This is a genomic window from Cellulosilyticum ruminicola JCM 14822, from assembly GCF_001311925.1.
Taxonomy (GTDB): domain Bacteria; phylum Bacillota; class Clostridia; order Lachnospirales; family Cellulosilyticaceae; genus Cellulosilyticum; species Cellulosilyticum ruminicola.
This window is the reverse complement of sequence record NZ_BBCG01000010.1, coordinates 61,791-88,734: the sequence shown is the minus strand read 5'-3', so window position 1 is coordinate 88,734 and position 26,944 is coordinate 61,791. Positions and strand designations below refer to the sequence as shown.

General features: G+C 33.4%; 25 protein-coding genes and 4 pseudogenes. 23 read left to right on the top strand and 6 right to left on the bottom strand.

All coding sequences use genetic code 11. The annotated features are described in order from the left end of the window. The first annotated feature begins 89 nt into the window (after window positions 1–89). The 3 genes and pseudogenes from JCM14822_RS05705 to JCM14822_RS21630 all read left to right on the top strand — a co-directional run bounded on the left by JCM14822_RS05705 (window position 90) and on the right by JCM14822_RS21630 (window position 847). Window positions 90–518 (top strand): Fic family protein, encoded by a 429-nt coding sequence (locus JCM14822_RS05705; RefSeq protein WP_054740459.1) that lies wholly within the window; start codon window positions 90–92, stop codon window positions 516–518. Next, window positions 467–613, top strand: a pseudogene (locus tag JCM14822_RS24860) (hypothetical protein); the annotation flags it as partial. The gene JCM14822_RS05705 and the pseudogene JCM14822_RS24860, both read left to right, overlap by 52 nt. Before the next feature lie 45 nt (window positions 614–658). After that, window positions 659–847, top strand: coding sequence for a hypothetical protein (locus tag JCM14822_RS21630; protein ID WP_242861414.1), 189 nt, complete (start codon window positions 659–661; stop codon window positions 845–847). Between the two features lie 20 nt (window positions 848–867). Here JCM14822_RS21630 and JCM14822_RS05700 read toward each other — a convergent pair whose 3' ends face one another. After that, window positions 868–1,521 carry a M48 family metallopeptidase gene (locus JCM14822_RS05700; RefSeq protein WP_054740458.1) on the bottom strand — a complete coding sequence of 218 codons (654 nt, stop codon included), beginning with the start codon at window positions 1,519–1,521 and terminating at the stop codon, window positions 868–870. 183 nt (window positions 1,522–1,704) lie between these two features. Between JCM14822_RS05700 and JCM14822_RS24855 the strand changes: the two are divergent. From JCM14822_RS24855 to JCM14822_RS20055, 14 genes and pseudogenes are all read left to right on the top strand, one after another. Continuing rightward, a pseudogene (locus tag JCM14822_RS24855) lies at window positions 1,705–3,524 on the top strand (alpha-glucosidase). A 105-nt stretch (window positions 3,525–3,629) separates the two neighbouring features. Beyond that, the gene (locus tag JCM14822_RS05690) at window positions 3,630–4,037 is read left to right on the top strand and encodes a PH domain-containing protein (protein ID WP_054740456.1); all 408 of its coding nucleotides are present in this window, start codon (window positions 3,630–3,632) and stop codon (window positions 4,035–4,037) included. 456 nt (window positions 4,038–4,493) lie between these two features. Next, window positions 4,494–6,755, top strand: coding sequence for a cellulase family glycosylhydrolase (locus tag JCM14822_RS05685; protein WP_054740454.1), 2,262 nt, complete (start codon window positions 4,494–4,496; stop codon window positions 6,753–6,755). A gap of 194 nt (window positions 6,756–6,949) precedes the next feature. Further along, on the top strand, window positions 6,950–7,411 hold the full coding sequence (locus JCM14822_RS05680; protein WP_054740453.1) for a hypothetical protein: 462 nt from the start codon (window positions 6,950–6,952) through the stop codon (window positions 7,409–7,411). Window positions 7,412–7,983: 572 nt separating this feature from the next. Beyond that, complete coding sequence (locus JCM14822_RS05675) at window positions 7,984–10,077, top strand: sensor domain-containing diguanylate cyclase (protein WP_054740451.1); 2,094 nt, start codon at window positions 7,984–7,986, stop codon at window positions 10,075–10,077. Between the two features lie 27 nt (window positions 10,078–10,104). After that, window positions 10,105–10,518 carry a DUF3783 domain-containing protein gene (locus JCM14822_RS05670; RefSeq protein WP_172674774.1) on the top strand — a complete coding sequence of 138 codons (414 nt, stop codon included), beginning with the start codon at window positions 10,105–10,107 and terminating at the stop codon, window positions 10,516–10,518. Between the two features lie 287 nt (window positions 10,519–10,805). Further along, window positions 10,806–11,231, top strand: a complete 426-nt coding sequence (locus tag JCM14822_RS05665; protein ID WP_054740447.1) for a 6-pyruvoyl trahydropterin synthase family protein — start codon at window positions 10,806–10,808, stop codon at window positions 11,229–11,231. Between the two features lie 3 nt (window positions 11,232–11,234). Next, complete coding sequence (gene queE, locus JCM14822_RS05660; RefSeq protein WP_054740445.1) at window positions 11,235–11,909, top strand: putative 7-carboxy-7-deazaguanine synthase QueE; 675 nt, start codon at window positions 11,235–11,237, stop codon at window positions 11,907–11,909. A gap of 14 nt (window positions 11,910–11,923) precedes the next feature. Beyond that, a complete protein-coding gene (gene folE / locus JCM14822_RS05655) occupies window positions 11,924–12,520 on the top strand; it encodes a GTP cyclohydrolase I (protein ID WP_054740443.1) in 597 nt (198 codons plus the stop codon). Between the two features lie 49 nt (window positions 12,521–12,569). Beyond that, window positions 12,570–13,223 (top strand): 7-cyano-7-deazaguanine synthase QueC, encoded by a 654-nt coding sequence (queC, locus tag JCM14822_RS05650; RefSeq protein ID WP_054740441.1) that lies wholly within the window; start codon window positions 12,570–12,572, stop codon window positions 13,221–13,223. A 104-nt stretch (window positions 13,224–13,327) separates the two neighbouring features. Beyond that, window positions 13,328–13,825 (top strand): preQ(1) synthase, encoded by a 498-nt coding sequence (gene queF / locus JCM14822_RS05645; protein ID WP_054740439.1) that lies wholly within the window; start codon window positions 13,328–13,330, stop codon window positions 13,823–13,825. 488 nt (window positions 13,826–14,313) lie between these two features. Further along, the gene (locus JCM14822_RS05640) at window positions 14,314–15,201 is read left to right on the top strand and encodes a DMT family transporter (protein ID WP_054740437.1); all 888 of its coding nucleotides are present in this window, start codon (window positions 14,314–14,316) and stop codon (window positions 15,199–15,201) included. A 189-nt stretch (window positions 15,202–15,390) separates the two neighbouring features. Then, window positions 15,391–15,939 (top strand): annotated as a pseudogene (locus JCM14822_RS05635) (hypothetical protein); the annotation flags it as partial. A 125-nt stretch (window positions 15,940–16,064) separates the two neighbouring features. Beyond that, the gene (locus JCM14822_RS20055; RefSeq protein ID WP_157047644.1) at window positions 16,065–16,280 is read left to right on the top strand and encodes a hypothetical protein; all 216 of its coding nucleotides are present in this window, start codon (window positions 16,065–16,067) and stop codon (window positions 16,278–16,280) included. 109 nt (window positions 16,281–16,389) lie between these two features. On the opposite strand, the gene JCM14822_RS05630 is transcribed toward JCM14822_RS20055, so the two are convergent. Beyond that, complete coding sequence (locus tag JCM14822_RS05630) at window positions 16,390–16,653, bottom strand: hypothetical protein (protein WP_054740433.1); 264 nt, start codon at window positions 16,651–16,653, stop codon at window positions 16,390–16,392. A gap of 84 nt (window positions 16,654–16,737) precedes the next feature. After that, window positions 16,738–18,177 (bottom strand): DEAD/DEAH box helicase, encoded by a 1,440-nt coding sequence (locus JCM14822_RS05625; protein ID WP_054740431.1) that lies wholly within the window; start codon window positions 18,175–18,177, stop codon window positions 16,738–16,740. Window positions 18,178–18,348: 171 nt separating this feature from the next. On the opposite strand from JCM14822_RS05625, the gene JCM14822_RS05620 reads away from it, so the two are divergent. The 6 genes from JCM14822_RS05620 (at window position 18,349) to JCM14822_RS05595 (ending at window position 24,016) form a co-directional block, all read left to right on the top strand. Beyond that, the gene (locus JCM14822_RS05620; protein ID WP_054740429.1) at window positions 18,349–19,662 is read left to right on the top strand and encodes a serpin family protein; all 1,314 of its coding nucleotides are present in this window, start codon (window positions 18,349–18,351) and stop codon (window positions 19,660–19,662) included. A gap of 23 nt (window positions 19,663–19,685) precedes the next feature. Next, a complete protein-coding gene (locus JCM14822_RS05615; protein ID WP_054740427.1) occupies window positions 19,686–20,726 on the top strand; it encodes a M42 family metallopeptidase in 1,041 nt (346 codons plus the stop codon). Between the two features lie 106 nt (window positions 20,727–20,832). Next, window positions 20,833–21,144, top strand: a complete 312-nt coding sequence (locus JCM14822_RS05610; protein WP_054740424.1) for an ArsR/SmtB family transcription factor — start codon at window positions 20,833–20,835, stop codon at window positions 21,142–21,144. Between the two features lie 136 nt (window positions 21,145–21,280). Further along, a complete protein-coding gene (locus JCM14822_RS05605; RefSeq protein ID WP_054740422.1) occupies window positions 21,281–22,618 on the top strand; it encodes an MATE family efflux transporter in 1,338 nt (445 codons plus the stop codon). Between the two features lie 25 nt (window positions 22,619–22,643). Further along, a complete protein-coding gene (locus tag JCM14822_RS05600; protein ID WP_054740478.1) occupies window positions 22,644–23,030 on the top strand; it encodes a low molecular weight phosphatase family protein in 387 nt (128 codons plus the stop codon). A gap of 116 nt (window positions 23,031–23,146) precedes the next feature. Then, the gene (locus JCM14822_RS05595; protein ID WP_054740420.1) at window positions 23,147–24,016 is read left to right on the top strand and encodes an S-layer homology domain-containing protein; all 870 of its coding nucleotides are present in this window, start codon (window positions 23,147–23,149) and stop codon (window positions 24,014–24,016) included. Window positions 24,017–24,089: 73 nt separating this feature from the next. Here the strand turns inward: JCM14822_RS05595 and speB are convergent, their stop codons facing one another. The 3 genes and pseudogenes from speB to speD all read right to left on the bottom strand — a co-directional run bounded on the left by speB (window position 24,090) and on the right by speD (window position 26,673). After that, window positions 24,090–24,944, bottom strand: a complete 855-nt coding sequence (speB, locus tag JCM14822_RS05590) for an agmatinase (protein WP_054740418.1) — start codon at window positions 24,942–24,944, stop codon at window positions 24,090–24,092. After that, a pseudogene (gene speE, locus JCM14822_RS05585) lies at window positions 24,937–25,793 on the bottom strand (polyamine aminopropyltransferase). The gene speB and the pseudogene speE overlap by 8 nt, the downstream one beginning before the upstream one ends. 25 nt (window positions 25,794–25,818) lie before the next feature. Beyond that, on the bottom strand, window positions 25,819–26,673 hold the full coding sequence (gene speD, locus JCM14822_RS05580) for an adenosylmethionine decarboxylase (protein WP_054740417.1): 855 nt from the start codon (window positions 26,671–26,673) through the stop codon (window positions 25,819–25,821). Between the last annotated feature and the right edge of the window lie 271 nt (window positions 26,674–26,944).

Here is a 26,944-nt window from a genome sequence, read left to right as displayed (position 1 = left end):
GATTAATTTTACCATAGTTGTTATCTAAATGCACAAAATGATACATACTAGAAAAACAAGAGATAGATTTAATCATAAGAGGTGAAACAATGGATTATTTAGAAGTCGTCAAAAACTGGTGCAATAAACGCATTAAGGATATAACGGATTTAGAAATTGCATTAGATAACTTTAGGATTTTCTTTGCCTATCATTCCAATCTGATTGAAAATCCTGAAACGACTTATGAAGATACTCGTGAAATTTTTGAAAATGGAAGAGTGGTCAATTACACAGGAGAACTAAAGACATTATATGAAATCAAAAATCAAAAAATATGCGTTGACTTCTTAACAGGAGAAATCATCAAGAGAACCCCATTATCAGAAGGCCTAATCAAAAAAGTGCATAAACTCCTCATGATCGGCTGCTACGATGAAGCAAGATATATGAAAGGAGAATATCTAGGTCAATATAAAGTGCATGAATATATTATAGGAGAAGGAGACGCGGTAGGCACCACCCCAGAAAAGACGTAGCCGCAGAAATCTACAGCCTTTGCCAAGAAGTTAACGATTATAAAGGCGACAATCCCCTCACAGCCGTAGTCTATTTCCACCTAAACTTCGAAGCCATCCACCCTTTTGCAGACGGCAACGGTAGAGTAGGCAGAATCCTTATGAACTACTACCTCCTCATTTACCGCTATCCACCAATCATCATCTACAACGAAGACAAAGCAGTCTACTACTACGGCCTAGCCATTTTCGACCAAACCGAACGTATCGAAAGCTTCGTCGAATTCCTCAAAGAACAAAGCATCAAAACATGGACCAAGAAAAAACGCCTTCCCAATCTTCTTCCATAACAGGCAGCCACGCACCACAATTATATAGTCATCACCCCATTGAAGCGCGCCAGATAGTTTTGGTGAGCCTCATAATTAGGATCAAATGCCCCTACCTTTCTCCAAAATGAACGGTCATGATTTAAATGTAATATATGACATAACTCATGGATTACCACATAATCAATGACATTCAAAGGTGCCATTGAGAGTCTATAATTAAATGTTAATTCTTTGAGTCCATTACATGTTCCCCAAGACTTAGGTGAGTCCACAATCATCATGCTTTTAGCTTTAACCCCAATGACTTTTTCAAAGTGTTTCACGCGTTTTTTGATGATTTCTTTTGTTTTGGTTGTATAGAATTTTTTTAGGGCCATTTGGATTTCTTCTTCTGTTTCAGGAATGACTTCAAGTAAATCTCCTAAAGTACAAGCTTTTCCAAGGTATAAGAAGTTTTCATCTTCGTTATATTTCTTTTGGCTTGAGATAAACTTTCTATTTTCAAGGCGTTTTTGAAAATCTACAAGGACTTTATTATTGGCTCTCATAAAGGCCATAATGTCTTCTTCTGTAGATTTAGAAGGGGCTTTAACAGTGATATGCCCTTCGGCTGTGGCTTCTAAAGTCATTTTTTTTCGTTTGCTATATTGCACATGAAAGAAAATTTCTGTGTCATTAAGTGTTATTTTCATAAGATTTCTCCATAAAATAGTATAAGTAATTTAATAAGTCAATTATAACATGATAAAGAAAATAGGACTATATAAGGGCTGAAAGGGGAAAATGCTGTGGAAATCTTAAATAAGGACAGTAAAATCAAAGAAATTTATGCCAGTCCAGTAGGGAGAGATATATTGAATTGCCTTTTGTTACAAATGGGGCAAAGTGAACATGTGATTAATAATCCTATTGTAGGAAATTTACGCCTTAAGACAATTATGCCTTTTACCAGATTAATAGTAGATAAAGGTTTTTGGGAAGTCTTTTTAAACCTCTTAAATGAAGCAGAAATGCCAGTAGTCCAAAGCGATGAAGAGATTACGAGAACGTGGTGGAAGGAAGCTATAGTTTATCAAATTTATCCAAGAAGCTTCAAAGATAGTAATGGAGATGGCATAGGTGATTTAAAGGGGATTATAGAAAAGTTAGATTATCTCAAAGGATTGGGGATTGATATTATTTGGCTATCCCCTATATATGACTCACCTAATGATGATAATGGTTATGATATTAGAGACTATTATAAGATAATGGCAGAGTTTGGGACTATGGAGGACTTTGATACACTTTTAAAAGAGGTGCATAAGCGAAAGATGCGGCTCATTATGGATTTGGTTGTAAATCATACTTCCGATGAACATCCTTGGTTTAAAGAGGTTATTAAAGATCCTGAATCTCCTTATAAGGACTATTATCTCTTTAAAGAAGGTAGCAAGGAAACACCACCTAATAACTGGACTTCTTATTTTAGCGGTTCCACTTGGAATTATTATGAGAGCATTAAGCGTTGGGGGCTTCATTTGTTTTCTAAGAAACAAATGGACCTTAATTGGGAAAATCCTAAGATGCGTAGTGAGATTTATAAAATGATGAATTGGTGGCTAGAGAAGGGATAGATGGCTTTAGATTAGATGTAATTAATTATATTTCCAAGCGTCAGGGACTACCAGATGGGAATAAACAGATTGGTGAAATGATGCATTATTATGGCATAGAACATTATTTTTATGGACCACATTTACATGACTATCTGAGAGAAATGCGTGAACAAACCTTTGGAAAATATGATGTAATGACCGTAGGTGAAACGCCGGGAGTAGGCATTGAAATGAGTAAGCAGCTTACTGCCAAAGAACGGAAAGAATTAGATATGGTATTTTCCTTTGCTCACTTAGAGTCTTCGGGGCATAGTAGATTTGATGTTTATGAGTATGATTTAAATTATCTTAAAAATTATTTTATTAAATGGATGAAAGACTATGGGAATAATTGCTGGATGAGTTTGTTTTATGAAAATCATGATAATCCCCGCATGATTTCTAAGGTGAATCAGCACCCAGAATATCGGGTGGTATTAGGCAAATTATTAGCCATGATTCAGCTTACATTAAAGGGAACACCTTTTATTTTTCAAGGGCAGGAGCTAGGGATGATTAATAAGGCTTTTACACAAATTGAAGACTTTAAAGACATTGAAAGTTTAAATTTATATGCAGAGCTTATTCAAAAAATGCCAGAGCAAATGGCTTTTCAAAAGATACTTAGCGGCAGCAGAGATCATGGACGTAGCACTATGCCTTGGGATGATACGGAGAACGGCGGCTTTACAACAGGTAAGCCATGGATTAAAGGAGATGAAGATTACAAAGTCTTTAATGCAAAATCACAGATGGCTCAAGAAAACTCGATTTATTATTTTTATAAGACTTTAATTGCTATGAGGAAGGCCAACGAAGCACTTATTTATGGTGAGATAACCTTTGTGAATGAAAAACAGAAAAATGTATTAACTTATTATAGAAAATCAGCTGAAAAGTGCTTTTATATTGAATGTAATTTAAGTAGCAAATTTGTAAGGCGCAAACAAAGTAGCAAGGGGTATAAAAGAATCCTTTGTAACTATAGGGGAGAAAATAAACAGCTTAGACCTTATGAAGCGACATTGTATATATGTATTAATAAACCAACCAATTAATCAATTTACTGATTAATTGATATAAAAATAATTGGTGAAAATATGATATAATTTACTAAAAATAATAAGATAAGCAGAAGAGGCAAGGCTTTAGAGGAGGAAGTTATGGGATTATATGATAAGTTAACAGGTAAAGCTTCAGTTGGCACAGATTTAAAATATGTGCAGGAATACTTTTTTGATGATGAACAGGTAATTGCTTCTTATCAATTTATAAGAGATTCTATTGTTTTAACAAACTATGGTATTTATACAGTAGATGTACAAGGCGTTACAGGAAAAAAGGTAGAAGTAAAATTCTTCCCTAAAAAAGTAGTGAAAACAGTTTCTTATGAAACAGCAGGTAGCTTTGATTTAGATGTAGATATTAAAATAGGCGTAGAAGGTAATACAACAATTGCTTCATCAGGAGCTGCTTATAGCGCACCGATTTCATTTAAAGTACCTTCATCACAAGCAAGTCAAGCTAAAGAAATTATTGATCTTGTAAAAAGACACTATCTTTGCAGTTAAAAATGTATAGTCAGTAATTATGAGATATAAAAAGAACAGTCCCCAAATAAGCTGTTGGGGACTGTTTTTGTATACATAGTTTGAACTAATGAATTGGTTTAATGAATGAGGGAGGTATTCATTAATGGATGTGATAGATAAGAAGATGTATATGTAAATGTATATGTAAATGTATATGTATATGAAAGGCTGTGTCAACTGACCTATCCTATGACAGTATATACTTCGAATTTTAATAAAACCTTAAGCAAAAATCAAATATGCTATAAGATTAGTGAAAATATATAAGTATAAATTTTTTAGATGCGTAAAAAGTATACAAATTAGGCATAAGATGAAAAAGGGGATAAATAATAATATAAAATATTACTAAAAATAAGGGTATTTTTAGCAGTGTAAAACATTTAAAATTTATATGTGTAAAAATTTTTTGTATTCTAAAAAGGGGGAGAGCATATGAAAAACATGAAGAAAGTGTTTGTTTTTATGATGGCATTTGCATGTGTTATGTTCTTTAACATTGGCAATGTAGGCATCGTAAAAGCAACTGAACAAAGTTTGACGCCGTCACAGGTGTATGCAAAAGCAATGCAGCCAGGATGGAACCTTGGAAATACCTTTGATGGGTATGACACCAATGGAGACAGAGGTGAAGAATCTTGGGGAAATCCAAAAGTAACAAAAGAACTTATTCATCAAATTAAAGCACAAGGCTTTAATAGTATCCGTATGCCTTTCACAACAGTGATGAGGACAGGCAGTGCACCAAATTACAAAATTGACCCTGCATTTTTAGCACGTTATGCAGAAGTTGTAAACTGGGCCCTTGATGAAGATCTTTATGTCATGATTAATGTACATCATGATTCTTGGAACTGGGCTAAAAACATTGGCAGTGACAATGGTGCAGCTATGGCACAGTACGAAGCAATTTGGACACAACTTGCAGATTACTTCAAAGACTATCCAGAAGAAGTATGCTTTGAAACTTTAAATGAGCCACAATTCGTAGGTTCAGATGCACAGCAAATTAAAATCAACGAACAAGTTAATGAAACATGTTATAAAATCATTAGAAAATCTGGCGGAAACAATAACACAAGAATGATTGTAATGCCAACACTTAATACAAATGATAGTGAAGACCGCGTAGAAAGTTTATATAGCACAATCAAAAAATTAGATGATCCTAACCTTATTGCTACATTCCACTACTATGGACCATGGGCATTTGGTGTAAATATTGCAGGATGTACAACATTTGATAGCTGGGTAAAAGACGAAGTAGATAGTGCTATTGATAGAGTTTACAATGGACTTGGCGCAAAAGGTATCGGTGTCATTTGTGGTGAATATGGACTTCTTGGTTTTGACTCATATTTAGGAACTGTAGAAGAAGGCGAAATGCTGAAATATATGGAATACCTTGGTTACTATACAAATCAAAAAAATATTACAATGATGCTTTGGGATAATGGCCAACACCTTAGCCGTACTAATTATACATGGTCAGATCAAGAACTTTTTGACATGATTAAAGCAAGCTGGGAAGGAAGATCAGCTTACACAACATCAGACCGCATTTATATTAAAAAAGGTGAAGCGATTAAAGATGTTACACAAAAACTTACTTTAAACGGTAATACACTTGTAAGTATTTGTGATGCAAACAAAGAATTAGTTTTAGGGCAAGATTATACAGTAGATGGTGATGATGTCACAATTAAAGCAAGCTACTTAAAAGATGTTGTAACAAATACATATGGCACAAATACTACACTTACATTCAAATTCTCCTCAGGTAAAAATTGGAACGTTTATGTAGACTTCTATAACCGTCCAATTATGAGTGATGCACAAGGAACAATAAGCAATTTTGTTATTCCAGTACAATATAAAGGGGATATACTTGAAACATTTGAAGCAGTAGATAAAAATGGCAATGCAGTAGGTCCTCAAAACTGGACAACTTACAAAGAATTTGGTTATAATTTATTACCAGATTACACAAATAATACTTTAAAAATTCAAGAAAACTTCTTCAAAGAAACAAATGATGGTGCATTTACGTTAAAAATGCATTTCTTAAGTGGAGATGTTGTAAACTATGACATGGTGAAAAATGGCAATAGTGTAATAGGTACAGCAACTGAAACTTATATAGATGAAGATCAAAAAGATGAAGATCAAAAAGATGAAGATCAAAAAGATGAAGATCAAAAAGATGAAGATCAAAAAGATGAAGATCAAAAAGATGAAGATCAAAAAGATGAAGATCAAAAAGATGAAGATCAAAAAGATGATACTACAGGTGAAACAGTAGCAATGGGCATGAGCGTTGTACAAAGCGGTCTTTCTAATAATCCAATCTTTACAATTAAAGTAGCAAGTGACAGTGCTATAGATTTATCAAAAGTAGTTGTTCGTTACTACTTTACAAAAGACGATGCAAAAGAAATGAATTTCTGGTGTGATAATGCAGGTCTTTCATTAGATACAGCACCATGGTACGCAAGCGTTGGCAGTGATGTAAAAGCTGAGTTCGTAAAAACAAGTACAGGTTACTATTTAGAACTTACAATGCCAAATGTAGATGTAAGTGTAACGAATGGCATACTTACAATGCAAACACGTATGGTCAATGCAGATTGGAGTAGTATCAGCAGCTTAGTAGCAGAAAAAACAGAATTATACTATGCTGGAAGTATTGTAAAATAATAAGATTTAATAAATAATGAGCTAATAACGACAGAAGTTTGAATAATAAAAATAAGAGGATAAGCGGCCGATATATGATATATAAGGCCGCTTTTTTGTGAAATAGTTACGTTAAATTGCTAATGTTTATTGAAAATATAGTTAATTCGTGATATTTTTAAAAGTAGGAAATAAAAGTATAGGGAGGGTATTGCATGAGCAAGAAGACAATCATTATTTTAATGCTAACTACTTTTTTAGTAACAGTAGCAGTTGTGTTCGGTGTAATATTTGTAGTATTTGATGGTAATTTATTTGAGGAGAAGCCAGATAAACAAATGGTTCTTATTGATAAAGGATACTTTAATACAAAGACTGAGAAAAATGGATCAGTACATATTGTTACAACAGGATGTAAAGTGTATTACAAAGCGAAATATAAAACACAAATTACTAAGCAGCTTGCAAAGTATAAAGAAGATATTAATTCAATTATTGGGGATTACTTCAGAACAAAAACATTAGAAGATGTTGGACAAGATGGTTATTTCCAAGATACAGCAATTTATACAAAAGATGAGATCAATGCAATACTTAACGAGAATATTGAAAGTAAAGATGAGTTACCGGTAGAATATATCACAAAGGTTGTATTTTTTGACACAGTTTATCAATAAAAGATAGGAAGAATAATATATGATAAATTGTACAAAAAGATATGGTAAAAATTAGATAAAATCCTAAAGCATAAAATCGAATATCTTGCACATAATAGTATTGTACAGAGGATGTGATATGTAAGACATATCAGATGTGAAGTACAGAAGTTAGGAGATGGTACCATTGGAGATTAAAATGCAGTAGCAAATTGATTTTGCACAAAGATATCAAAACCTAATTGAATACCTGGAAAAGGATACTTGGCATGTGATTAAGACTTAATGGAGAAGTAGTTACTTGTAGTTAGGAGAAGTACTTCGTACATGGGGGCTACCCAAAGTCAGCAAACATTTTGTAAGTATTATTCTGATGATAGTGACGAAGAATTTAAGTATAACACAAAGCCACATAAGTAGAATTTTAGCAGGAGATAAAGAGGATGTTTATATTAACGCTATATTGCTAATTGTATTAGCAAAATATCGATAATGGACATCCTCTTTTTCTGTAAAATTTTTAGTTAAAGTATATTTTAAGTTTAAAGTATTGTAGAATGAAAATGATATTTAGAACGTTTGTGAGGGTTGCAATGAGATTGAAGATTGACATTAAAAAGGAATTAGATTTATTAAATCGTGACAAGACGTATATTATGCAGATTGTTAAATTAGCACAGCAAAATTGGCATATGCATACAGATGAAGTGAAAAATTTACTTGAGGCTATTTTATTAGAGATTAATGGATATAGTGACCGCCAAACTTTTGAAGAAATTTATGTAAAAATCATCATCTGTTTAGAGTGGTATTATATTGTATACTCTAAATATAAGGAGGGAACGAACTATGGGCTCAAAGCGTATGAGATTTGTGAACGTAGAAGGTGGGAAAAAGATAGGGTACGTATATGTAATATACTGTTAATAACTTATATGAAACAGGGATTGTTTGAAAAGGCTATTAATTATGGTGTAGAAGGCTTGGAACTTGTTAAAAGATATGCGGACAATAAATCAGAAGCTACTTTGATTTTAAACATCATGGAACTTTATATTGGCATTAGAGAATATGACAAAGCACTACAACTCATTACATATTTAAAACAATTAGATTATAAAAAAGATGAAGGGTACACAATGTTCATAGAAAGTGCCTTAGCAGAGATTAAGTTACATAAGCGTCAAATGGAAGAAGCTATGATGCATTGTGAAAAAGCATATGCTTATGCTATGAAGCTTAAGGATATGAACACATTGGCAGAAATTTTATATATTCGCGCCCAGATTCATACATTTTATAATAGAACTTCTGCGGCAGATGCAGATTTTATGGCAAGTGATAGGATTTCTAGAGCTAATAATTATAAAGAATTAATTATAAAAGGCATTATTGTATGGTGTGAGGAAAAAATAAAGTACGGCATTATAGAAGATATTGAAGATAAATTAAGAGAAGCTATTGACTTGGCGGATCAAATCAATGCGTTACATTTAAAGGTGCAAGTTTATGAAACCTTAGAAAAATTATATACTAAAGTGAATGATTGGCAATCTGCTTATGGTATGGTGAAGCAAAAGGAAGCTTGTAGGAAGGAAAGAGAACTTTATAGAGCTGAAGACTTATGGGTTGAAAAGTTAGAGCAGAGGGTGACTTCAGAAGAACTTAAAAACTATAAGAGATTATATAATCAAATGCAGCAGATTTCTAAGGTTGGGCAAAATATTACAGCTAATTTAGAGCTTAATAATATGATTGATTTAGTTTATGAACAAGTCAATGAACTTTTACCAGCGGATATGGTGTATTTAGGGATGCGTAAGAAAAATGGTGATTTTGATTATAGGGCTTATAGTAGTGAAGGTGAGGTGATTCAAGTCAATAAAAATTTATATGATCGTGCGATTAGACTAGGAAATATGACGATGTACATGGATCAAGATTTATTGATTAATGATGGTGATTTTAGCAAATACTTTAATGGTATAGACATTCAAGAAGGTTTATTAGCAGGTCCTATTCAATCAGCTATTGTCACAAGGCTTAAGATAGAAAATGTGTGTGTAGGTGTCATAGGTATTGGCAATTATAGAGCAGATGCTTATAGCAAAAATGATTTAAGGAGTCTTCAGATTTTAGGATCTTATCTAGCAGTAGCCCTTAGAAATGCTAATTTATTTAATGAAGTAGAGTATATGGCTATGTATGATGCATTAACAGATATTTATAATAGACGAACTGTTTTAGAAAGAGGTAGAAAGCAGTTTGAGAAAAATAAATTATTAGACCAGAAAACTGTAGTAATTATGTTAGATATTGACAATTTTAAGCAGATTAATGATAAAAATGGGCATATTTTTGGAGATAAAGTTCTTAAAAAAATAGGATGCATCTTTAGAGATAGCACAAGAAATGGTGATATTCTTGGGCGTTATGGTGGAGAAGAGTTCCTTATAGTTTTAAGTTATGTGGATTTAGAAGAAGGTATGAAAATAGCAGAACGTATTCGTACAAATGTAAGTATATTTAGATTTAAAAATGAAAAAGAGGAAGAAGTTGCCATTACAGTAAGCTGTGGATTATACTTATGTAAAGAAGAAAAATTTGAAGCATGTATTAAAAAAGCAGATGAGGCACTATATCAAGCTAAATTAAATGGCAGAAATAGGATTGCAGCTTATGTGTAAAATATAACATAGAGAAAGGAAATGCTTATGTCATTTGAAAAGATGAAAGATTTAAAAGGGGTACATGAAAGAAGTTGTATGATGATTTATCATTTCTCGCCTAAAGAAATGCAAGCGATTCAAAGTGTATCAAGATTAACAGGTATTAGAGATATTATTACAATTGAAGCAAATCAATTAGAAACAACAGTAAAAGATATTTTAGATAATCATATGCAGCAAGGAGAAGATTTAGGAGTGAATGAAAAGGTGATTGTATTTAACAACATGCCAAGTAGTAAGGTAAACCTTTTTATTGATGGACTTAAGAAAATGCGTATGGCAAGACCGCTGATTGCAGTTGTAACAGAGTATTCTATTAATTGGACTTTCAAAGAACTTGCAGAGAATTTATCTGAGGAACGTGCAGTACTTCGAAATGGTAATAGTACAGCGCATTAAAAAAATACTTGAAAGTAATGAAAATTTATGTTAAATTAAAGCTAAATTAAAACTAAATAAGACAGTTCATTCAGACCATCCTGTCGTTAAATAAAACTAGGCTATTATAGAATATGAGGTGTCTAATGCACCTTTTTGTAAGTTAAATACGTATTTATGGCATAGAATAAGGTGGGCATTTCGTCCACCTTATTCTTTTGCCCTTAGAAAATAGATTAAATTTTGTAGGCTGTTTTTATGATGGAAGCATTGTAAAAATAGCTTTTTATTTATAAATGGAGGAAAAGATGTTTATTTTAAAAAGTGAAGTACAATTTGATATGGCACATTATTTAAGTGGTTACACAGGCAAATGCCAAAATATACACGGACACCGTTATCGCATTGTGGTAAAAGTAGCAAGTGAAACCCTTCATGAAGAAGGACAATTACGCAGCATGGTGGATGATTTTGGAAATATTAAAAGGGTTTTAAAAGAGATTGAAGACCTCTTTGATCATAAACTTGTACTTGAAGATAATGAGGAAGGACGCAAAGTGGGAGAAGCCTTAAGCGTTTTACCAAATACTTTTAAGGTTTTATATTTACCATTTAGAACAACTGCTGAGGAAATGTCACGTTATATTTATTATTTATTAAAAGATAAAGGTATCTCAGTTTCAGAAGTAGAACTTTTTGAAACACCTACTAATAGTTGTACTTATAAGGAGTAGACCATGAAAACATATAGCATTATTGAGAAATTTGTTTCTATAGATGGAGAAGGCCCTACAGCTGGTGCCCTTTCAGTATTTATTCGTTTCGAAGGCTGTAATTTAAGATGTAAATGGTGTGATACAACGTATTCCTTTGATGGCAGCAGTTTAGTGGAAACATTAACAGCTCAGGAAATCATGGATTATATATTAGCAACTGGGGTCAAACATGTTACCCTTACAGGAGGAGAGCCTTTATGGCAAAAGGACATAGAAGGCGTGCTTGATTTATTAGCAACCCAAAGTGAACTTACAGTGCATATTGAAACCAATGGGGCTGTAGATATTAGCCCATTTAAAACAAGATATGAAGGTAAAAAGATCTACTTTATTCTAGATTATAAATTACACACCAGTGGTATGATGCATAAGATGCTGCCACAAAATTTAGTAGCTGTCACAGCTCAAGATGTATATAAACTTGTAGTAGGCAGCAAGGAAGATTTAGAGACTGCTTATGAGATTATTATGCAAAATGATCTTGTAAAACGTTGTCAGGTTTATTTAAGTCCAGTAAAAGAGAATATAGACCCAGCTTTTATGGTAGAATTTATGAAGGAAAAAAATTTAGATGATGTTAAACTGCAGCTACAACTACATAAAATTATTTGGCCTAAGGAAAGTAGAGGCGTTTAAGAAGGAGGACTTAAATGACAGGGCGAATTGACAAAGAAAAGATTGCTTATCATATTAGAGAAATACTCATTGCTTTAGGCGATGATCCAGAACGTGAAGGATTAAAAGAGACACCAAATCGTGTGGCAAAAATGTATGCAGAAGTCTTCGAAGGTATGAATTATACTAATGATGAGATTGCCGAGATGTTTGGCAAGACCTTTGAAGATGAAGACTATTTAGGCGAAAATTATGGGGACCTAGTGGTGATTAAAGATATACCGATTTTCAGCTATTGTGAACATCATTTAGCTTTGATGTATAACATGAAAGTATCTGTAGTGTATAAACCTTGTAATAAAGTCATTGGCCTTAGTAAAGTAGCACGTATTGCAGATATGGTGGGCAAACGCTTACAGCTTCAAGAGCGTATAGGCAGTGATATTGCAGATATTATGATGAAAGTAACAGGAAGTAATGATATAGGTGTATTTATAGAAGGTGAACATAGCTGTATGACGGCAAGAGGTATTAAAAAGCCTGGTACAGTTACACGTAGCACAACCTTTAGAGGAAGATTTAAGGAAGATGCTATGTTAAGACAAGAAGCTTTAATGCTTATTAGAGAATAATGATGAAACAATCATTTTGAGACATAAGAAATAGAAAAGAGGAAGAAAGATGAAAGAAAAAGCTATTGTTGTATTTAGTGGCGGTCAAGATTCTACGACTTGTTTATTTTGGGCCCTTGAGAAATTTGATGAAGTTATTGCAGTAACATTTGATTATGGGCAACGCCATGCTTTAGAAATTGAATGTGCCAAAGCAATTGCCAAAGAACTAAATGTAGAGCACCATGTATTAGATATGGGACTTTTAAATCAATTAGCACCAAATGCTTTAACAAGAGATGATATCGAAATCGAAGTAAGAGAAGGTGAATTACCATCTACTTTCGTAGAAGGCCGTAATATGCTTTTCTTAACATTTGCAGGAGTACTCGCAAAAGTCAAAGGGGCAAAACACATTGTAACAGGTGTATGTGAAACAGACTTTAGTGGCTACCCAGATTGTAGAGATATCTTTATAAAATCATTAAACGTTACAATGAATTTAGCTATGGATTATAACTTTGTGGTACATACACCGCTTATGTGGATTGATAAAGCTCAAACATGGGAAATGGCAGATAAGTTAGGAAAGCTTGATTATGTAAGACAAAAAACATTAACATGCTATAACGGCATTATAGGCGATGGATGCGGTGAATGTCCTGCATGTCATTTAAGACAAAGAGGCCTTGAAAACTATTTAAAAACAAAAGAAGCAAAGTAGTGTAAAAAGTAGAATACCATAAGAAGTACAGTAGTATAAGTATTAAAATAGTAAGTAATAACATATAAGAACGTAACAGCATACAGGAAGAGGAGAAGGCAAAAATGGCAGGTAGACAAAGAGAAGAAATGCAAGATGTAACATTATTAGGGAATCAAGGGGTAAAATATAAATTTGGTTATGATCCAGATATTTTAGAAAGCTTCGATAATAAACATCCAGATAACGATTATTGGGTAAAATTTAATTGCCCAGAATTCACAAGTCTTTGCCCTATTACAGGTCAACCAGACTTCGCTACAATTTATATCAGCTATATTCCAGGTGAAAAAATGGTAGAAAGTAAATCACTTAAATTATATTTATTCAGCTTCAGAAATCATGGAGACTTCCATGAAGATTGCGTAAATATCATTATGAAAGACTTAATTAAATTAATGGATCCTAAGTATATTGAAGTATGGGGCAAATTCACACCAAGAGGTGGAATTAGTATTGACCCATATTGTAATTATGGAAAAGCAGGAACAAAATTCGAACAAATGGCAGAGCATAGACTTATGAACCATGATATGTACCCTGAGAAGGTGGACAATAGATAGTATTAGTATTGGTTTTGTCTAAGGTGCGGTTAGTATATAGTTAGGTGAATGGTTAAGAGGAGCACTGAGATTTTTCTTTGCGCTCGCATCCGCTCGAACGCAAGATAAAATCTCAGTGTCCGCTTAACCACACCAAAATCATGCTAGTGGGATAACTATGTAGTTTTCTTGACACCTTAGCCAATATGCTAGCTTGTCGGTGTTTGAAGTGAATTGAGTGTGCTTGATTGCATTCACTGGATGAATGTGTGAAGAGAATGAGTAAAATATATTAAAAGAAAATGTCTGCATACTGATTGAGGTGTGTGGGCTTTTTTTGTGAATATTTGAGATACAGCAGTGCGTAATATAGCAGTGTATATGGTGTGTTAGCTAAAAAGTGGGGTGAATGAGGTTTAATTTCATTGATATACAAAGATAGTTGAATATAATATGCTGATAAAGAATGGAAAGAGGATAAATTTGTACAGGAGAAAAGGGGAAAAACAATGATTGCACTTTGTATGTTTTTGGTTGCGGGGATTTTCTTGGGTGTTTGGGATATTTTGAAGAAGGTGGCTTTGAAGGATGAGGAGGTTATTTCGGTCTTAGCGGCTTATAGTATTTTGTCGTTTGTGTTAGTGTGTTATGAGATGCCACATGCGGTAATGATTAGTGGTGGGACGATTTGCTTATTAGCGGTTAAGAGTTTAATTATCTATGTGGGTTGGAATCTGATGTTTTTGGCTATTCAGAAGCTGCCTATTAGTGTGATTATACCTTTTAATACGGTGACACCGTTATTTTCTATTATATTAGGGATTATTGTTTTAGGAGAAATGTTGAAACCGATGCAATGGGTGGGAATTGTCATTATGTTTGTGGCGTACTATTTCATCAGTAAGGTTGGTAAGTTTGAAGTGGAGCATATTTTTAGAAACAAGTATTTCTATTATATGATTATTGGCTCTATTTGTAATGGGATTTCAAGTTTGATTGATAAGATCGTTATTGCTCAGGTAACGGAAACTTTAACGGCTAAGGGGATGGCAGCTAGTTTGACAAGCCCTATTGTTCAAGTATGGTTTTTATGCTTTATGATGCTTTTTTATGGTGTAACTTATTTAGGGCGTAAATATGTGAAGAAAGAGAAACTTAAGTTAAAGTGGAGTTGGAGCATTTTGGGCATGAGTGTATGCATTATTTTAGCGGATCGCATTTATTTTGCAGGGCTCAATATGCCCAATACACCGATTTCTATTGCCATGCCTTTGCGTAGCGTCTCTATTGTGGTGTCCGTACTTATAGGGGGATTGATTTTCAAAGAACCTAACCTTAAGAAAAAGTTATTATGTACAGCCATTTTAATATTAGGGATTGTGCTGGTATTTGTATAAAAAAGACAGCCTTCTAAAATATAAATGAAATAAAATTACATTTAATGATATAATATGACAGAGTTTAATTAAATTTAGGAGGCAGAAATGAGTTTAGTAGTAATAGTAGGGTTATTAGCTGGACTAATTGCGACAGTAATATTTTCCGTTTCATTGAAGAAACAAATTAAGTAATTAGAAGAAGAAAAAGACTGGTTTGCATCTATTTTAGATGGTATACCATTTCCTATTTCAGTAACAGATAATGATATGAAATGGACATTTGTTAATAAAGGAGCTGAACAAATATTAAATCAAAAAAGAGAAGCACTTAAAGGACATATGTGCAGCAAGTGGGGCACAGAAATATGTGATACTGAGAATTGCGATATTAAATGCTTAAATAGGGGAATGGGCAAAACATATTTCTCAGCCGATGGTTCAGATTTCCAAATTGACTTAGCTTATGTACATAATCAAAAAAGGGAAAAATGCGGTCATATTGAAATCCTTCAAGACATTACACATCTTAATCAAACATTAAACATTAAAGAAAAACAAGATGAACTTATTAATGGTATTACAACAAGTACAGATAAATTCTTAAGTATTTCAATACAAGTAACCAATAGTGCATCACAGTTATCAAAAAATGCTGAAGAACAATCAGGCATTATTCAAGAATTCGTAGCATCTATTAGTGAGATTTCAGATAACCTTGAAGAGAATATTAATCATATTAATGAAACAAATGATTAATGCCATGAATGAGATTGATACTTCAAGTAGAAGTATAGCAGAACAAACAAATTTACTAGTCCTTAATGCGGTTATAGAATCAGCAAGAGATATTAGCTAATACAGACAATGCGCTTAATGACATTGTGCATACAGTAGAAGACACAGCAGTAATCAGTCAAAAGTTAATGGAAAATAGTGCGAAACAAAAAGCTTCTATTCATGAATTAACAAAAGGAACTAAACAATTAACAGCTATTACAGATACAAATGTAAGCAATTCACAAGAGAACTTTGCATTAAGTGAAGAACTCGTTAATGAAGTAGAAGAACTAAAAGTTATGATTACTAATGAAAATTAAATATAGAATATGCTCATATGAATAAAACTTTGTAAAAAGGATAAAATAAAATTGAGGGTTACAAAATAAAGAGCTGATGCAACATTTAGTTTGCATCAGCTCTTTTTAACTATAGATTTATTAGGTCTTTAAGGGCATCATCAAATGAAATGTTTACGGAAGATGCCATATATTCAGCTTCCGCTAAGGAAGCGTTTAAAATGTCTTCTACAGAGTTATAAGGAGACTTGCCATATTTATTTGCAAAGCCTTCTATGACTTCAAATAAAGAAGCATCTTTGTCAGTCTTTGGACAAAGTAAATCCATTGTACCTTTGAGTTCATTTTGTAACGGTTCTAATGCTCTAGATAAATTTAAAGCCAATTTTGCCATGATTTTGTCGCCCCCTCTTATAAATTGTACTTATATTATCTTGTTTGATTTTATTATAGCACAATAAAGAGAGAAAAACAGAGATTATTCGTAGTTTTTACCGAATTTGGCATCGGCTTCGATTAAAGCCATGATATCAGCAAATGTACCTGTATTTTCTTTAGCTTTTTTAGATGTAGCTGTTTTAAGCTGATTTTTAGAAACTTTGAATTTAGTTTGTTTAGGTGTATCTTGTTTTGAATTAGACTCAGGTGCATCTTTTTTAGGACCTTTGTCTTTCTTTTTATCACTGTTAAAGCCTTTTGGATATTTGTTACGTGAGTTAGATTTAGGAGCTTCTTGTTTCGCTTTTTTAGGTGTCTGCGCTTTGATGATTTCACCTGAATCTAAGCGTTTGATATTACCTTTAACAAGTGTAATTGGTGCGAATTTAATGTTGTATTCACGTTCATAAATACGAATAGCACCAAGTTCTTTAGGAGATGTAATACAGATTGATGTACCGCTAGCGATTCCGCGGGCTGTACGTCCTGCGCGGTGAAGATAATCTTGGGCTGTAAGTGGCATATCGAAATGGAAGACATGTGTAATATCTGGCACATCAAGTCCACGCGCAGAAAGGTCAGAAGAGATAAGCAGTTGTACTTCATCTTTTTTGAAACGCATTAAAGCATTTTTACGTTCTTCTTTAGAAACCTTCCCTGAGATTGAAGCGATTTTGTAACCGTGGTAAGTAAGTTTTTCAAGAATTGTAGTGACATCTGTATTTTGACTTACAAAGATTAAAGCTTTTTCAACTTTTATTGCTACAAGTAATTTCTTAAGTAACTCAAATTTATCTCTTTTCTCACCTACAATGTACATATGTTCAATGTTTGGATTAAGAGAAGTTTTAGGTGCCATTTGAATAATAATTGGTGCTGGCATAAATGTTTTTGCTACATCTAAAGTTTGTTTTGTAATAGAAGCAGAGAAGATGCAAAGTTGACGCTCGCTTCTTGTCATATGAAGTAAACGTTTGATTGTACCTACTTGATTTTGACCAAGTAAGTTATCTGCTTCATCTAAAACGACAGTTTTGATGGTGTGGGCTGTGATTTTTTTGCGTTCCATAAGGTCTAAAACGCGTCCAGCAGAACCTACGATGATATGTGGTTTGTTTTTAAGTTTTTTGATTTGTGTTTCCATATTAACTTCACCCATGATAGGCTGTGAAGTAACAGGAATCCCACTATTTTGTGCTAAGAGTCTAATTTGCTCATGGATTTGCATAACAAGTTCATGAGTTGGTGCAAGGATGATAGCTTGCATTTCATTTTTTGATGCATCTATTTTTTTGAATAACGGAAGTACGAAAGCAAGCGTTTTACCGCTGCCTGTGTAAGATTCGGCAATGATATCATAACCTTCTATAAAAGCAGGAAGTGTACGAGCCTGAATAGGTGTAGGCGCTGTAATATTTTGTGCTTTAAGTCCTTCAATAACTTTTGGATTTAAATTAAGTGCTGTAAAATCAGTAATCATTATTATCTCCTTACTATATAGTTTTTACATAAGTCTCATTATACAACAATGGCTATTATTAGGCTAGGTGCATCAAGTAGTGACAAAATACTATATAAAAATTAAAAAATATAAAATAAGAGTGAGAAAATATGTTAAAATAGAAAAAGATGTACATGAGGAGATGAGCACATGGATCGAAGTACAAAATTTAATAAAATGAAGTATAAAAGAAGAAGAGCTGATAGACGCCTTAGAATACTCTCTAGAATTGTACTAGCAACTTGTGTATCAGTAACATTTGTTTTATGGGTGAATTTAGGCATTAAGGTAAGTACAGCTTGCATGGGTGTCACTAGTTTGAATGCAGACAAACAAAAGATTAAAGTAAATATTCCAGACTTAACAGAGGCTAAAGTATATTGTTTGTTTGATAAAAGTTTTAATTTGTTTAAGGCAAGCTGTGTGGAAGGTGAAAATAATTTGATTGCACCTTATATGACGCTGATGACATTAGGCATACTTGAAAATGGGGCAGTAGGCGATACTGCTACAGAGATTGAAACGTATTTAAATAACTTTACCATGAGTGAGATGAATGAGACTTTTGGAAAGTTACAGGAAAAGATAAGGAATTATCAAGGTTTTACTTTTGATGCCAAAGGCAGTATATGGCTAAATCCTACAGAGGATGAAATGCCTAAAGATTATTTTTTAAAGGTTAATGAAACTTATTATGGTGCCGATTTATTTAGAGCTAACTTACATAAATCTTATACAAGAGAGATTATGCAGGAATGGGTTGAAAATAATATGGGACATAAACTGCTCATACCACTTGAAGAAATAAATGAAGCCGCCAATATGTATGTATTAAGTACTATGAATATGAAGTCTAATTGGGAAATACCTTATACAGCAAATGATTTATTAGATGGGAAGTTTAAACTGATAGATGGTAAAAGTAAGCCGATGCAATATATGCATTCTAAAGAGGATTATCTTGAAACAGATACAGCAGTAGGTTTTATTAAACCTTATAAAGGGAAAAAGTGCAGCTTTGTAGCCATTAAGCCTACTAATCATCAAAATATCTATGAATATTTACAGGGCATAGATAGTACAGAGTTAAAAAAAATTATACATTCTAAGAATACACAAAAAGCTACTGTTGCCATTCCGAAATTTACATACGAGGGGACGAAGAGTCTTAAAGAAAGTTTACAATATGTAGGGATAAAAACGGTTTTTGATGCTTTAAATGCAGATTTTAATAAAATTTATGTAACTAATAATGAAACCTATTATATCAGCGATATGATTCAAAATAATGCCATTGAAATTAATGAAGGGAATATGGAGAAGCATCTAAAGAAGGAAACTAAAACAGAAGAGGCTACTACAAAAAACATTACGTTTAATGAGCCATTTTTATATGCTATCATTGATAATGAAACAAGACTGCCCCTTACTATGGGCATTGTGGCAGACCCTACTGAATATTAATGAAAGAAATACGAGGAATTAAAATGAAGTTAAAAATTGATACAAACTATTTAAAACTTATGTTAGAAACAATTTTAAAATGTCATAGTCCAAGTGGTTTTTGCTATGATGTCATGGATATCATTGAAGCAGAAGCGCTTCACTGTGGTTATAAATTTGAAAAGACGAATAAAGGCTGTGGGATTATTACAATTCCAGGCGAAAATACAAAAGAAGTTATCGGATTATCAGCTCATGTAGATACATTAGGGGCTATGGTACGTTCCATCACACCACAAGGCACATTAAAGTTTACTTTAGTAGGTGGACCTATTGCGGCCACATTAGATGGTGAGTACTGTAAAATCCGTACAAGAGAAGGCAAGATTTATACAGGGACATTTTTAAGTACAAGTCCAGCAGCTCATGTTTATACAGATAGCAAAGATAAACCAAGATTACCTGAAACAATGGAAGTCCGAATTGATGAGATTGTAGAAAGTAAAGAAGACGTAGAAAAGTTAGGGATTTGTGCAGGAGATTATATCTTCATTGATCCTAAGACAGTGATTACACCAAGCGGTTTTGTAAAATCACGTTTCATTGATGACAAAGGCAGTGTGGCATGTCTGATGACACTGCTTAGACTTTTAAAAGATGAAAAGGTAAAACCTAAATATACTACAAAGATGTTTATCTCTGTGTATGAAGAGGTAGGCCATGGTTCAAGTTACATACCAAGTGATATTACAGAAATGATAGCAGTAGATATGGGGTGCATTGGCGAAGATTTAAATTGTACAGAGTTAGACGTTTCAATCTGTGCAAAAGACTCAGGTGGGCCATATGACTACTATATGACAACGAAGCTTGTGCAGCTTGCTAAAGCCAATAAAATCAGACATGTGGTAGATATTTACCCAATGTATGTTTCAGATGTAGGGGCAGCGCTTAGAGGTGGCAACAATATCCGCGGTGCACTTATCGGACCTGGGGTTCATGCTTCTCATGGTATGGAACGTACACATATTACAGCATTAGAAAATACGATTCAATTATTATATGCTTATTTAACAATTAGATAAGTCGTTTAAGGTAAGATGCAAGTCTTATATTAATAAGATATATTGACAAAATTCGATATGAAGCATAAACTTAATAAAGTAATTAATTTCAATATGAGGTAAGACAATGTCAAATAAGTATTTAGAACATGCTAAAGTTTTTAAGGCCTTTTGTGATGAGAATCGCCTCATGATTTTAGAAATGCTTCAAAGCGGGGAAAAATGTGCCTGTGCTTTATTAGATACACTAAGCATTGGACAATCAACTTTATCTCATCATATGAAAATACTATGTGATTCAGGGGTAGTTAAAAGCCGCAAAGAAGGAAAATGGACTTATTATGTCATTAGTGAAGAAGGGGCAAAGGTTGCAGAAGAGTTAGTAAAGCGTTTAACAGCTGTATCTGAAACAATAAGTATAGATGAATATAGATGCTAAAAACCATCTTAGGATGGTTTTTATAGTCTTAACATATCGAAAAAAGTAGATATGTTAAAACTATAAAAAAACATCAATATATATGAGAATAACAAACGTGTAGGGCAAAATAGAAGGAGTGTTATAAAAGAAAATTATGAAAAAAGTTGATTTAACAAAAGGAAATGTAGCCAAGGTTTTATTAATGTTAGCCTTGCCGATTATGGGAAGCTCCCTTTTACAATTTACATATAACTTAGTTGATATGCTATGGATTGGTCATTTAGGGAGTAAAAGCCTAGCCAGTATTGGTTCTGCCAGCTTCTTTATTAATTTAGGATCTGCTATAGGGGCTTTAATTGTCACCGGAGCAGGTATTAAAGTAGCTCATGGCATGGGGCGCAAAGACATAGAAGATGTTAAAACTTATATTTATTTAGGGATTGTACTCACAGGTTTAATAAGTGCTATTTATGCAGGGGCGCTTATTTTATTTGGCAAGTCCTTTATTACGTTTTTAGGTCTTAGCGAAGTAGATGTAAAAGAAATGGCATATGCGTACTTAGCTTGGAGTGCACCAATGCTGATTTTATCTAACTTTAATAATCTATTTTCAAGGATTTTTGTAAGCTTAGGCAGTAGTAAAAGTGTACTTAAGATTAATACAGTGGGACTTATTTTAAATATTGTATTAGATCCTATTTTTATTTATGTTTTCAAATGGGGCGTAGTAGGAGCTGCTATTGCATCAATTGTTGCCCATTTAATGATGTTAATGAGCTATCTCATTATGGGAAAAGCTTATATCAGTTTCAAAGCAAGAAGTCATGCAACTTATGAAAAGGTAAGTGAAATCATTCACTTAGGTACACCAGTAGCTGTGCAAAGAATTTTATTTACTATGATTAATATATTCTTAGCGAAGATAATTGCACCTTTTGGGGCAGAAGCTGTAGCCGCACAAAAGATTGGGGTACAGATTGAAGCTATCACCTATATGGTAACAGGTGGTTTAAATGGGGCTGTAGCCAGCTTCATAGGTCAAAATTATGGGGCACAAAAGCAGGAACGTATGAGAAAGGGCTATCAGATTGCTTTAATGGTAGGTATGGTTTATTCAGTGGTCACATTAATGATCTTTTTAATATTTCCTGGGCAATTAGTAGGGCTTTTTGTCGAAGACTGGGCTACTACGGAAATTGCTATAGCATATCTAAAGGTTATTGCTTACTCACAAATATTCAATGCCATGGAGATGATTTCAACAGGATATTTCATAGGCATAGGAAAGCCAAAAGTACCATCAATGATAAGTATGATTTTTACATCCATTCGTTTACCGATGGCTTATGTGTTTACAGAGCATTTAGGCGTAGACGGTATATGGTGGAGTATTACAATCTCAACTATTTTAAAAGGAAGTGTTTTAACGACAATTTATTTATTACGCAGTAAAGATTTAGAACATCATGTAGATGAAAATAGTTATAAATAAGTATGATAAGAAGTATATAATCTATATGAAATACTTGATATTAATTAGGTATATAAAGTGGAGAAGCATTAGGGAAAAATTAGCAGGAGATGTATTTGAAAGTTATTCAGCAGGGACAGAGCTTAGGCCTGAAATTAATCAAGATGCTGTAAGAATTATTAAGAATCTTTATGATATCGATATGAATGAAAATCAAAAAAGCAAATTATTAGAAGATATTCCAGAGGTAGATGTGGTGGTAGTCACTATGGGATGCAATGTACAATGTTCTAATTTACCATATAAGTATAGAGAGGATTGGGGACTTGAAGATCCATCTCATAAAGTAGATGAAGCCTTCATCTTCACAGCGAAAAAGATTGAAGAAAAAATCTTAGATTTAAAGATAAGAATTAAAAATAATCAATTATAAAGTACGCTAAAATAAGTTATAAAAGATAACTTATAATTAGTACAAAAATTTGTATAATAACCTCTTTTATTAGTCATAATATGTGTGAAATGATATCAATCTAGAAGGAGCATATTATGAAAGCTAGAATAAAAGAGGTTATTGCAGTTTTTGTAATTTGTCTGATGCTCATTCCAACAGTATGGATAGTAGCCGCAGAAAATCGTATCAATATACAAGCGCAGATTGCTTTAAATAAGCAAGTTCCTAAGAAACTTACTGTGTCACCTAAGGAAATCAATGTAATTAAAGGTACCAGCGAAGATATATTTAAAAATTTATTGGAAGTATCTGTGACTTATAAAGGCACTAAGCAGACAGAAGTAGTCACAAATTATGAAACTAACTACGATGAATTTAAAGATACAGTAGGACCACATAGCGTTGTGATTGTATACGAAAAGGAAGGGTGCTGTGTTAAAACGAAAATCTATGTCAATATTATAGAGCCTAGTACAGAGGCAGAGCAGTTTCCATACATTAGTGGGTATGAAGACAAAACTTTTAGGGCTAATCAGCCTGTTACAAGAGAAGAACTTGCCACAATGATTGCAAGACTTCTAACAGATAATGATGTACCAGATGAAACGAATACAATTCCAGATTTAAATCCTAACCGTTATAGCACATCAGCTATTAATTACGTAAGAAGATTAGGTCTTATGTCACTTTATTCAGATGGTACTTTTAGGTCAAAAGGGCCTGTCACTTGGACAGAATTTAATGATATTCTTAAGAAGTTAGAACCCTATGTAGGCCTAGGTAAAGAAATTAAAACCAAAACATTAGGAGATGTCACAAGAGCAGAAGCAGTACTTGTGTTTAATGAATTATTTAATAGAAATTGTACAGACACCACCAATATTCAAAACCCATATACAGACTTAAAAGCAGACGATCCAGCCTACCAAGCAATCCTCTGCGCAAGTGTAAGCAGACAATCCTAATATCAAAAAACGAGCTATTGCGCCTTCATCTGCAATAGCTCGCTTTTCGTTATTATATCTATAAGCTGGATTGTTAGATACTAAGAAGTAAACTTACTTCTCTAAGTGTTTTGCATGCAACGGCTGTAGAAACGCCGCTAGCGTCATAATGTGGTGCAAGTTCTACCACATCGGCACCTACGAAGTTTAAGCCTTTCATTGAAACGAGTGCTGCTAAGAGTTCTTTCATTGTAATACCGCCTGGTTCTGGTGTACCTGTTCCAGCAAAAACAGAAGGGTCTAGAACGTCTAAGTCGATTGTTAAATAAACTGGTTTACCTTTTAAAGTAGCTGCAACTTCTTGTAATGTATCTGTATTAAATGGATTTAAATGTGTATGAGATTTGGCCCATTCAAATTCTGATTTCATACCAGAACGAATACCGAATTGGAAGATACGGCCATCTCCTACAGTATCCCATGCACGTCTAATAACTGTGGCATGAGAAAGTTCCTCACCTAAATATTCTTCACGTAAATCTGTGTGTGCATCAAAGTGAATGATATGTAAGTCTTCATATTTTTCGTGGAGCTTTTGAATCACAGGAAGACTTACGAGATGTTCACCACCTACCATAAGTGGCTTTTTACCTTCTGCAATAATATTTTCAGCTATTTCACCGATAGCGTCTAAGGCACGTTGTGTGTTACCAAATGGAAGATCTACATCTCCGATATCACATAGATTAAAATCTTCAAGATCTAGATCTAAGTAAGGAGAGTAAGTTTCAAGTCCATAAGAATCAGGACGCACAGCAGTAGGTGCGAAACGCGTTCCAGGGCGGTAGCTTGTTGTACCGTCAAATGGGGCACCAAATAAAACGATGTTTGATTCTTCAAATGTTTTGTCAAAACCAATAAATGTTTGCATTGTATAAGTGTTAAGCATTCTCAAGTCCTTCCTTTACATAGGTTGGCAGCATAAAAGCTCCCTTGTGTAAATTTGTATTATAGTATTTTGTATAAAGCCCAAGCTTTTCCCAAGACTCAGCTTTTAAATCCTTAATAGGATCAAATTTCTTTGAGGCAAAGCCAAAGAGCCAATGACCTGAAGGATAAGTTGGCAAATGAAACTGATAAACTTTCGTAATAGGAAATGTCTTTTTGAGTTTATGGTGGGCTCTGCGCATTTCATAAGCATCAGACTTATAATAAGGGCTTTCGTGTTGATTAATCAAAATACCATCATCTGTTAAGATGCGGGCACAGTTTTGATAAAAAGCAGTAGAAAATAAACCTTCCCCAGGTCCTATAGGATCTGTAGAGTCTACTAAGATTAAATCATAAGTATTTTCTAAAGCATTTTGGGCGAAGGCAACACCATCTTCAAAGTACATTTTAATACGTGAATCATGGTCTAATTTATAAGCCGTTTGAGGTAAAAATTTTTGACAAAGGCGCACAACGCGTTCATCTATTTCTACTAAATCTACAGATTCAATGGTCTTATAACGTAAGATTTCCCTCGCAGAACCTCCATCTCCACCGCCTATGATTAAAACTTCTTAATGTTAGGATTAACAGCCATAGGTATATGGCTAATCATATCGTGATAAATAAATTCATCTTTTTCAGTAACCATCATAAGGCCATCTAAAGTAAAGAAGCGGCCGAAGGTTTTACTATCATAAAAATCAATCTGTTGAAAGGGGCTACGCTCTGAATGTAAATGTTTTTTGATTTCTATTGAGAAGCGTACATCCTCTTGATGATTTTCTGTATACCATAATTCTGCCATTGTGTCCTCCTTGTTAATTGCACATTTATTTATCTGGCGTATCGTAATCTTCTTCTAAAGGAAACATGGCTTCACGTACAACTGTGCCATAGAAGATTTCATCCATCTCATGTTTCACCTTTTTGGCAATCATTCTAGCTTCACCTTTATGAATCTCATCTTTTGTATAGCCAAAGAGATAGTTGTCTAAGTCAAATTCTTTGAGACGGCATTTGGTATGGAAGATATTTTCTTGATAAACATTTACATCAATCATGTTATAGATCATGCGTATATGTTCTGGAATGAAGTTTTGAATCGAGTCAATAGGGTGGTCAATAAAGAGCTTATTGCCTGCAAAGTCTCTTGCAAAACCACGTACGCGATAGTCAATAGTCATAACGTCAGCGTCAAAACAGTGAATTAAATAATTAAGTGCTTTAAGTGGTGAAATTTCTCCACAAGTAGACACATCAATATCGGCTCTAAATGTACTAATCCCTTCATAAGGATGATATTCAGGATAGGTGTGCACAGTAATATGACTTTTATCTAAATGGCCAAGAATAATCTCAGGAATAGGTCCAGGAGAAGCGGATTTGGCTTCTGCATGTTTAATCTCAGGTACAGCACCTTCACTCATTAAAATAGTTACACTAGCACCTTGAGGATCGTAATCTTGCTGAGCGATATTTAAGATATTGGCCCCAATCATTTCTGTAACAGTAGTAAGAATTTGAGTGAGTCTCGCAGCATTGTATTGTTCATCGATATATTCAATATAAGCCTGCCTATCAGTCGCTGTCTTTGTATAACAGATATCGTACATATTAAAGCTAAGGGTCTTTGTAAGATTATTAAATCCATGTAATTTTAATTTATTATTAGCTATATCTTTCATTGCTCTTCAACTAGGCTCCTTTGCTGAAAAATGTAATTCTAAATGCTATCTCATTATAGAATATAATATGCATAAGTTCAATAAAAAATAATGTAATATAAAATATTAAGTTTAGTATTTGTGTTATTTTAAGATTTATTATTCTAAAAATATAAAATTATAGAATTAAATTACTTAAAGTTGGAAATATATAGTTATATAAAATTTTTATGTTCATTTGGTAAGAGTTGTGATAAGATAATAGTTATCTAAAAATATAGGAACATTTAAA

Bases quoted from the DNA above. Each gene is read 5' to 3' on its own strand.
- JCM14822_RS05605 (WP_054740422.1), top strand. From the start codon at position 21,281: ATGAAAAAAGTTGATTTAACAAAAGGAAATGTAGCCAAGGTTTTATTA.
- JCM14822_RS05640 (WP_054740437.1), top strand. From the start codon at position 14,314: ATGATTGCACTTTGTATGTTTTTGGTTGCGGGGATTTTCTTGGGTGTT.
- speD (WP_054740417.1), bottom strand. From the start codon at position 26,673: ATGAAAGATATAGCTAATAATAAATTAAAATTACATGGATTTAATAAT.
- JCM14822_RS05675 (WP_054740451.1), top strand. From the start codon at position 7,984: ATGAGATTGAAGATTGACATTAAAAAGGAATTAGATTTATTAAATCGT.
- queE (WP_054740445.1), top strand. From the start codon at position 11,235: ATGAAAACATATAGCATTATTGAGAAATTTGTTTCTATAGATGGAGAA.
- JCM14822_RS05700 (WP_054740458.1), bottom strand. From the start codon at position 1,521: ATGAAAATAACACTTAATGACACAGAAATTTTCTTTCATGTGCAATAT.
- JCM14822_RS05705 (WP_054740459.1), top strand. From the start codon at position 90: ATGGATTATTTAGAAGTCGTCAAAAACTGGTGCAATAAACGCATTAAG.
- JCM14822_RS05615 (WP_054740427.1), top strand. From the start codon at position 19,686: ATGAAGTTAAAAATTGATACAAACTATTTAAAACTTATGTTAGAAACA.
- JCM14822_RS05595 (WP_054740420.1), top strand. From the start codon at position 23,147: ATGAAAGCTAGAATAAAAGAGGTTATTGCAGTTTTTGTAATTTGTCTG.
- JCM14822_RS05600 (WP_054740478.1), top strand. From the start codon at position 22,644: ATGAAATACTTGATATTAATTAGGTATATAAAGTGGAGAAGCATTAGG.
- speB (WP_054740418.1), bottom strand. From the start codon at position 24,944: ATGCTTAACACTTATACAATGCAAACATTTATTGGTTTTGACAAAACA.
- folE (WP_054740443.1), top strand. From the start codon at position 11,924: ATGACAGGGCGAATTGACAAAGAAAAGATTGCTTATCATATTAGAGAA.
- JCM14822_RS21630 (WP_242861414.1), top strand. From the start codon at position 659: ATGAACTACTACCTCCTCATTTACCGCTATCCACCAATCATCATCTAC.
- JCM14822_RS05620 (WP_054740429.1), top strand. From the start codon at position 18,349: ATGGATCGAAGTACAAAATTTAATAAAATGAAGTATAAAAGAAGAAGA.
- queC (WP_054740441.1), top strand. From the start codon at position 12,570: ATGAAAGAAAAAGCTATTGTTGTATTTAGTGGCGGTCAAGATTCTACG.
- JCM14822_RS05690 (WP_054740456.1), top strand. From the start codon at position 3,630: ATGGGATTATATGATAAGTTAACAGGTAAAGCTTCAGTTGGCACAGAT.
- queF (WP_054740439.1), top strand. From the start codon at position 13,328: ATGGCAGGTAGACAAAGAGAAGAAATGCAAGATGTAACATTATTAGGG.
- JCM14822_RS05625 (WP_054740431.1), bottom strand. From the start codon at position 18,177: ATGATTACTGATTTTACAGCACTTAATTTAAATCCAAAAGTTATTGAA.
- JCM14822_RS05680 (WP_054740453.1), top strand. From the start codon at position 6,950: ATGAGCAAGAAGACAATCATTATTTTAATGCTAACTACTTTTTTAGTA.
- JCM14822_RS05685 (WP_054740454.1), top strand. From the start codon at position 4,494: ATGAAAAACATGAAGAAAGTGTTTGTTTTTATGATGGCATTTGCATGT.
- JCM14822_RS05665 (WP_054740447.1), top strand. From the start codon at position 10,806: ATGTTTATTTTAAAAAGTGAAGTACAATTTGATATGGCACATTATTTA.
- JCM14822_RS05610 (WP_054740424.1), top strand. From the start codon at position 20,833: ATGTCAAATAAGTATTTAGAACATGCTAAAGTTTTTAAGGCCTTTTGT.
- JCM14822_RS05670 (WP_172674774.1), top strand. From the start codon at position 10,105: ATGTCATTTGAAAAGATGAAAGATTTAAAAGGGGTACATGAAAGAAGT.
- JCM14822_RS05630 (WP_054740433.1), bottom strand. From the start codon at position 16,653: ATGGCAAAATTGGCTTTAAATTTATCTAGAGCATTAGAACCGTTACAA.